Raw genomic sequence first — 7,649 nt, 5'->3', positions numbered from 1 at the left:
GGCCGAGGCACCGCACCACCGGACCCACCGTGCTCCACAAAGCGCCCCTCCCCACCCAGACGCTGCCCCTTGCCCGGAAACGGATCCGCCGCAGAACCCGCACCCGCGCCGGCCCGCGAACCCTCACCCACCGGCAGATCGTTCACCGTCGCCGGACGCTCGAAGCCCGGCCCCGACCGCACCGGCCGAGGCACCGCACCACCCCCGGCGTTCGCACCGTTCGCACCCCCCGACCGCACATCGGAGTTCGGCCTGACACCCTCCGGCTCCCCACCCAGACGCTGCCCCCTGCCGGGGAAGGCGCCGCTGCCCGAGCCCGCCGACGTGCCCGGGCCGGCGTTCGACGTCCCGGCGTCGGGGCGCGCGCCCGCGGCCGGGCTGCCGCCCGCGGCGTTGTTCGCCCGGTCGGGAACCGGGCGTCCGGACGATGCCGGCCCGCGCTGCCCGGGCACCGGGGAGTCCGGCGTGGACGTGCTCGGCCCCGGCTGTGTCCGGGTGCCGGACACGTCGGCCGTCGGCCGCGTCTGCTCCGGGGCGCCGGTACCGGAGCCGGGGCGGGTGTGCGGGCCCGTCGGACCGGACGGGCTGATGGTGGTCGTCTCGACGCGGCTGGTGCCGCCGGTGCGAGTGGGGCCGGTGCGAGTGGGGCCGGTGTTCGGCGTCGTGCCCGCCGGCGTCGCCGGGTCCGCGCTGTGACCCGTCGGGACGTTCCGTACCGGGCCGTGCGTCGGGCCGCCCGGTGTCTGGGTGTGCGGTGTGGCCGTCTCCGGGCGGCCCACCGCGGGCCCGGGACGCGGCGTCCCGCTTCCCGGCACCGTCGCATTCGGCACGGAGGTGTCCACCCGTCCCACCCCCGGCCCCGGGCGCGCCGCACCACCCGGGTTCAGGGACACCGTCTCCGAGAGGTCGCCGCGCAGCGGCGGAGGTGTGTGGACGCCGGTCACCGAAGGGGTGCTGACGTGCGGGGTCGAACTCTGCGGGACCGGCGTGTTCCTGGGGATCTGGACGTTGGGGGCGCCGCCGTCGACGGTGGCGGGGTTCCCGGCCTTCGGGCCCGTGCCGGTGGGGCGCCAGTCCGGCCCCATCCAGCCGCCCACGCCGGCGCCGATCCCGATGTTGATGCCCTCCGCCTTCCAGTCGATGTGGAAGTCGTTGTGCGTGGCCCACGAGGCCAGGGCCTGCGCGAACACGTCCGTGCCCAGGGTGATCGCGCCCCCCAGGATCGCGTTGATCAGGAAGTTGCCGACGGGTGCCAGGGCGCCCATCGCCGAGACGACGCGGCCGACGACGCCCACGATGAACGCGAGGGCCCGGCCGACGACCCCGAACAACATGCCCAGCAGGGCGCCGAGGCCCGGGAGGAGGAAGCTGAGCACCAGCCCGAAGAGGGCGGCGAGGCCGGCCAGCGCCTCCGCCTCGTTGATCTCCTCGATGGTGCTGTCGAGCTGGTTCGCGTAGGTCTGCAGCGCCTCGCTGATCCGCCAGGCGGTGATCGCCGACTCGAGGAGTTTGAGGGCGACACCGCCGCCCGGCGCGCCCCCGCCCGCGTTCTGGCTGGACGCATACGCCTCGCGCGCCGCGTCCGAGGCGATGCCGGACCAGGGGATGCCGCCGACCGCCGCGGTCGTGGACGCGTACGTCTCGAAGAACGTGTTGCCCACCTGCATCCAGTGGTCGGCCAACTCACGGATGGGCTGGGAGTCGAAGCTGATGGGCGCCATGTCGGGTCCTTCGCGGCGGCCGGGCGCCCCTGCGAGGGGCGGGGCCTGGGGCAGTGGGGTGGGAGGGGCCTGGGACGGCGTGCCGGGGTCAGTCGATCCCCGGATCGAGCACGGTCTGCACGATCGCGGGCTGGACACGGCGGCCCACCAGCACACCGCGGCCGGCAAGCCGGCGGGCCGCGCGCTGGTCGCCGATGAGGACGCCCTCGCGGGGGTCGCCGGAGAGGATCAGGCCGCCGGTGCCGAACTCCTGCATCCTGCTGAGCAGAGGATCGGACATCAGTGCGCGTCCCGCTCCGGTGACCCGGCGGGCGACCACCAGGTGGAAGCCGATGTCGGCGGCGTGGGTGAGGTATTCGGCGAGCGGGGCGAGCGGGCCTCGCTGCCCGGCCTGCCCGGCGACCAGGTCGTAGTCGTCGACGACGGCGTACAGCTCGGGCCCGGTCCACCAGTCGCGCCGCCGCAGTTCGCGGGAGCTGATCCCCGGGGGCGGCATCCGCTCGCTGAGCTTGGCGGTGAGCTGCTCGACGTACGCCGCCGCATGGTCGTTGTCGGCCGCCTGGGCGGCCAGGTACTCGTCGGGCACGGTCTCCAGCAGCGAGCGCCGGTAGTCGAAGACCATGAAGCGGATGTCGTGCGCGGAGTTGCGCTCGGCCGCTCCGCGCATCCAGGACCGCAGGAGCGAGGTCTTGCCGGAGCCGGAGTCGCCCAGGACCAGGAAGTGCGGGTCTCCCGTGCCCAGATCGATCGTGGCCGGTGCCAGGTCGGACTCCCGTATGCCGATGGGCACTTCTGTCGCGGAGCGGGCACGGGGGACGGTTCGTGCGGCGGTGACCGCCTTCCCGTCGGGCGCGGGACCGGCGGCGGCCGCGGGACCGGCCTCGGCCGCCGCGGCGGAACGCGCCGTCTCGGCGCGCTCGGCCGCCTGCGCGGTCTCGACCGCGGCGGCCAGCTCGGCGGGGGTGATCAGCTCGGGCAGCACCCGCACCGGCGGGGCGGCCGCGCCGGTCCACCGGGCCGCGGACTCCGCGATCGCGCTCTGCTGCGCGGCGCCGAGTCCCTCCAGGGTCTGCGCCCCGTCGAGCCGGGGCAACGCGATGTGCATCAGATCGCCGGGGGGTGCGATGCCGCGCCCGGGAACAGCGTTGACCAGCAGTTTGGCGGCCTTGCGGTTGACTTCGGACTCGCCGGTCTCGTTGAGCCGCAGCTCCAGCCGGCCGCCGATGGCGTCACGCAGGTTGGTGCGTATCTCCATCCAGCGGTTGGCGGTGATCAGCAGATGGACTCCCACCCCGAGGCCGCGCGTGGCGATGTCGAGCACCTGGCTCTCGGCCTCGTCCACGGCCGCGCGCAGCGCCGCCCAGTTGTCGATGGCCAGCACGATGTCGGCCGCGTTCTGCCCGTCGGGCAGCCCGCCTCGGACCCTCAGCCGGCGGAAGTCCGCGGCGGAGTCGATCCCGAGCCGTTCGAAGAGCCGCTCCCGGTCGATGACGGTCTGCCGTACGACGGCGAGCACCCGGCGCACCCTGGCCTCGTCGTGCCGGGAGGCCACGCCGGAGACATGCGGCGCCCGCTCGAAGGGGCCCAGCGAGCCACCACCGAAGTCCGCGCAGAAGAACTGGAGTTCATCGGGCGTGTGGGTGAGCATCGCGCTGAGCACGATGGTCCGCAGCGCCATGGACTTGCCGGTCTGCGGCGCGCCGACGATGGCGACATGGCCGTGCGCCCCGTCGAGGTTGACCTGCAGGGCGCGCTGCGCCTGCAGCAGCGGCAGGTCCACCACCCCCAGGGGGAAGACGAGCCGGCCGAGGGGGAGGTTGCCCTTCACGGCCTGGAAGCCCCGGTCGGGGTCTTCGCCGACCGGGCCCAGCAGCGAGTCGAGGTCGATATGCGGCGGCAGCGGGGGCAGCCACACCTGGTGCGCCGGGCGGCCGTACATCCCCAGCCGCTCCACCACGACCTGCATCTCGGTACGGGTCCCCGCGGCCGGCAGCGGCACCGGAGCCGGCGCCGTATCCTCTTCCGGCTCCCCGGTGCGGGCCAGTTCGGCGGTGCGCAGCCCGTACGGCACCGGCTCCGGCGGGGGGCCGGTCCGGGCCGGCTCTGTGCCGTCCGCCTGGTAGGCGCCCGAGACATGGGCGACCCGGAACCGCTCGTAGACCGACTCGTCGACCTTGAGGTACGCCGAGCCGGGGATCGGCGGCAGCTTGTAGGCGTCGGCCGTGCCGATGACCGCCTTGGACTCGGCGGCGGAGAAGGTCCGCAGGCAGATCCGGTACGACAGGTGGGACTCCAGGCCGCGCAGCCGGCCCTCGTCCAACCGCTGGGTGGCGAGCAGCAGGTGCATGCCCAGCGACCGGCCGACCCGGCCGATCTGGACGAACAGCTCGATGAAGTCCGAGCGCTGGGAGAGGAGTTCGCCGAACTCGTCGACCACGATCACCAGGTACGGCATCGGCTCCAGCGGCCTGCCGTGCACATCGGTGCCGCCCTGGGCCTGCAGCAGTTGGTACTGGCGGACGGAGTCGACGTTGCCGGCGTCGCGCAGCATCCGCTGGCGGCGCTGCTGTTCGCCGATGAGCGCGGCACGCATCCGGTCGACCAGGGCGAGGTCGTCGGCGAGGTTGGTGATCAGACCGGCCACGTGCGGGAGTTCGGTGACCCCGGCGAAGGTGGCGCCGCCCTTGAAGTCGACCAGGACGAAGCTGAGGTGTTCCGGCGAGTGGGTCATGGTCAGGCCGGTGACCAGGGTGCGCAGCAGTTCGCTCTTGCCGGAGCCGGTGGCGCCCACGACCAGCCCGTGCGGGCCGATGCCGCCCTGCGCGGACTCCTTGAGGTCGAGCACCAGGTCCTCGCCGGTGCCGGTCACCCCGATCGGGATCCGCAGCAGCGCCTCGTCGTCGGGGGCGCGCCACAGGGCGGTGGGGTCGAGCTCGGCGAGGTCGCCGACGCCCAGCATCCGGGGCAGCGACACGGTGCGGGAGAGCACTTGGTCGCGCTCGCCGGACAGCCGCAGCGGGGCCAGGGTGCGCGCGACCGCTTCGTACAGCGCGGGCTCGGCCTCGTCGGCGACGGCGTCCTGGACCGGGTTGAACAGGCTCGGGTCCCGGCTCTCCAGGGTCAGGTCCCCGGTGTCCTCCAGCCGGGCGCGGACATCGACCCGGCCGGGCTCCTCGTTCTCCTTGCGCACCAGGCAGACCACATGGATACCGCTGCCCGGGCCGGCCTCGGCCAGCAGTTCGGCGAGCAGGGGCGTACGGGCCCAGGCGGCGTCGGGGCGGTAGCCGTCGACGACCACGACGCAGCGCCGGCCCAGGGTGGCCTTGTCGCGCGCCGAGGGCAGCAGGGCGGCGCGCTCGGTGCGCTCGGCCCGGGCCCGTTCCAGCCGTCGTTCGATGATGTCGGCGATGCCGTCGAGACGGCGGGCGACGGTCGGCACGAGACCGGCGGCGGAGCCCCCGGCGTCGGTCTCATGGGTGTGCGGCAGCCATTTGGTCCAGTCCCAGGGCGAGTCGTCCTCCTGCTCGTTCTCCCGGTCCGGCTCCTGCGGGGCGAGTACGACGAGTTGGACGTCGTCCGGGGCGTGCAGCACGGCGAGTTGCAGCAGCAGTGCGGCGGCGGTGGCCCGGGTACGCTCGGCGGAGCCCAGGAGGCTGACCACGCCGCTGCCGGCCAGGTCGATCCAGGCGGGCTGCAGCCCGACCGTCGCGTAGTCGCGGGCCAGCTTGTCCGAGGCGCGCTGGGACAGCGGCTCGTACTCGGCGGTCGGGTCGGACTTGTTGCTCTGTGTGAGCTGCAGCTTCGCCGCGCCACGGCCGAGTCCGAGCCGTACCTTCAGGAAGTCGGCGTCGGTGGGACGGCGTTCCCAGACCCGGCGGCGGCCGACGGCGATGGCCCACAGCCGGCGCGGGCTGGGGTGCAGGAAGGCCCCGACCGCGCGCTGGGCCGCCGCCGAGGCGCGGGCCTGGGCACGGATGCCGGAGAGGTACTCGACGTAGCGGTCCCGCTGGCGCAGCCGCTGCCGCCGGGTGGTGGAGCGGGACTGCCAGCGGACGTAGAGCGTGATGGCCACGGACAGCACCACGAAGGACACGCCCATCATGATCATCCACGGCCGGCCGAAGGTGACCAGGTACGCGGCCATGCTCACGCTGCTGAGCAACGGCAACAGAACGACCAGCCAGTTGGCCGCCTGGCTGGTGTGGGGTTTCTGGGGCGGGGCGGCCAGGGAGATCTTGTTCTCCGGCAGCGAGGGCGGGAAGGTCCGGGCAGGGCGGTGGAAGGCGATGCGCGTCATGTCGTGGTGTCCTTCACCAGTCCGCGGTGATGGCGGTGAGGTCCCCGTTCGTCTGATCCTGCGGCGACGAGTCGGGGGTGCTGCCGCCGGAGGAGTCCAGGCCCTGGAGGAACTTCTGGAACATCTCGGCGAGCGCGACCTCGGTCTGGGCGTTGCCCGCGGCGACCGCCATCACACCGGCGGCCATCACGTTGAGCACCCCGCTCTCCGGGGCGTCCTCGGTGCCGAACAGGCCGCGCATGGTCGACGTCCACTGGTTGTTCATCTTCTCCACCTCCTCCTGGGTCCGGCCGGCCCAGCCGAGCGCGAGACCCGCCAGCGTGTTGTTGATCGCGGTGATGGTGTCCGCGACCTCCTTCGCGTGCGCCAGCAGCTTCCTGGCGCTGTCGGAGAGCCCTGTGGGGTCGATGTACAGGGAGGAGAGGTCGTAGTCGGCGAGGTCAGGCATGCGGGGCTCCGCTGTCGGGGTGTGCGGCTCCGCCGGGCGGAGACCGCGCGACGTCAGGTCATGTTGTGGTAGTTGGCGATTTCCATGGCGTGGTAGTTGTCGTACGCCACCCGCAGTCGGCGGGCGACCTCCTCCAGCAGGTCGTGCAGTTCGCCCTGCGCGCGTGCGAACCACTGCTGCACCTCTTCGAGGCTGGCGGAGGAGGGGGTCTGCCATTCGGCGCCGACCGTCTCGAACTCGGCGGCAATCTGGCTCATGACCGACGCGATATGACTCGACTGCCCCCTGACCGTCCCACCGGCTTCTTTCAGATGACCCAGATGCACCTTGAAATCAGACCACGACATATCGGGCACGATTCGCCCCTCTCATAACGGCTTGCGAGGCGCTCGACGAACTCGTATCAATCACGTGGGAACGCGCATCGCCACCCTCGGAAACCAAGCTCTGGTACTTTAGCAGAGGATGAAAGAGAGGTTGGCGATGCCGGACGAAGGCAATATCACTCACTCACCGTACGACCAATGGCAGCAGGACCCGGGCTCGACCGAACCGGGGAACGATCCGGACCGCGGAAAAGAATTCGGATATCTGGTGCCGAACGTCGCGGTCGGCTGGGGCGCACTCCCCACCTTCAACAACCCGCCCCCGGACGCCGGGCAGCAGGGGGACACCGTCTCCAGCTCCGACGTACCCGCGACGCCGCCCATCAGGGTGGACCTGGCAGGCCTGCGAGCAACCGAGAACGCCCTGCTCAGCGCGGCGCGGACGGCGGTCGACGCCTACCGGGGACTGCGCGAGCACGTACTGTCCGCCAAGGACGACGTGTTCGGCCAGAACGAGATGGACTGGTACAAGGACCCGACCTACTACGGCTCCATTCCGAGCGAGGTCCCCAGCAAGATCCAGCCCATGGCTCGAGAATTCGCGGCGTCCATGAATCCGGCAATGGAAAAGGCGCTGTACTTCATGGGAACAACTCTGGAACTGGTCGGCGAATACATCGCGCTCGTGAACAGGACCGGGCAGACCTACGCCGAGGTCGACCGCGCGTCACGTTTTCCGACCGAAGGCACCTCCCAGGATGTCGTGACCTGAACCGAAATCCGTTCCGCCCCCCGGCGGTCTTTCGGATCGCTGTCCGCCGACGGTTGTCACCTGCCGTCGGCGGACGCGTTTCCGG

General features: G+C 72.2%; 4 protein-coding genes and 1 pseudogene. 1 reads left to right on the top strand and 4 read right to left on the bottom strand.

The genetic code is table 11. The annotated features are described in order from the left end of the window. From ACZ5GT_RS03065 to ACZ5GT_RS03050, 4 genes and pseudogenes are all read right to left on the bottom strand, one after another. Window positions 1–1,721: pseudogene (locus ACZ5GT_RS03065) on the bottom strand (hypothetical protein); the annotation flags it as partial. 88 nt (window positions 1,722–1,809) lie between these two features. Beyond that, the gene (eccCa, locus tag ACZ5GT_RS03060; RefSeq protein WP_469013433.1) at window positions 1,810–6,018 is read right to left on the bottom strand and encodes a type VII secretion protein EccCa; all 4,209 of its coding nucleotides are present in this window, start codon (window positions 6,016–6,018) and stop codon (window positions 1,810–1,812) included. Window positions 6,019–6,031: 13 nt separating this feature from the next. Beyond that, window positions 6,032–6,466 (bottom strand): WXG100 family type VII secretion target, encoded by a 435-nt coding sequence (locus tag ACZ5GT_RS03055; protein WP_469013427.1) that lies wholly within the window; start codon window positions 6,464–6,466, stop codon window positions 6,032–6,034. A gap of 53 nt (window positions 6,467–6,519) precedes the next feature. After that, a complete protein-coding gene (locus ACZ5GT_RS03050) occupies window positions 6,520–6,813 on the bottom strand; it encodes a WXG100 family type VII secretion target (protein WP_469013746.1) in 294 nt (97 codons plus the stop codon). Between the two features lie 136 nt (window positions 6,814–6,949). Between ACZ5GT_RS03050 and ACZ5GT_RS03045 the strand changes: the two genes are divergently transcribed. Further along, the gene (locus tag ACZ5GT_RS03045) at window positions 6,950–7,564 is read left to right on the top strand and encodes a hypothetical protein (protein WP_469013422.1); all 615 of its coding nucleotides are present in this window, start codon (window positions 6,950–6,952) and stop codon (window positions 7,562–7,564) included. Window positions 7,565–7,649 lie beyond the last annotated feature (85 nt).

This window comes from Streptomyces sp. NPDC031340 (assembly GCF_055569945.1).
This window is presented reverse-complemented; position numbering and strand designations above follow the sequence as displayed.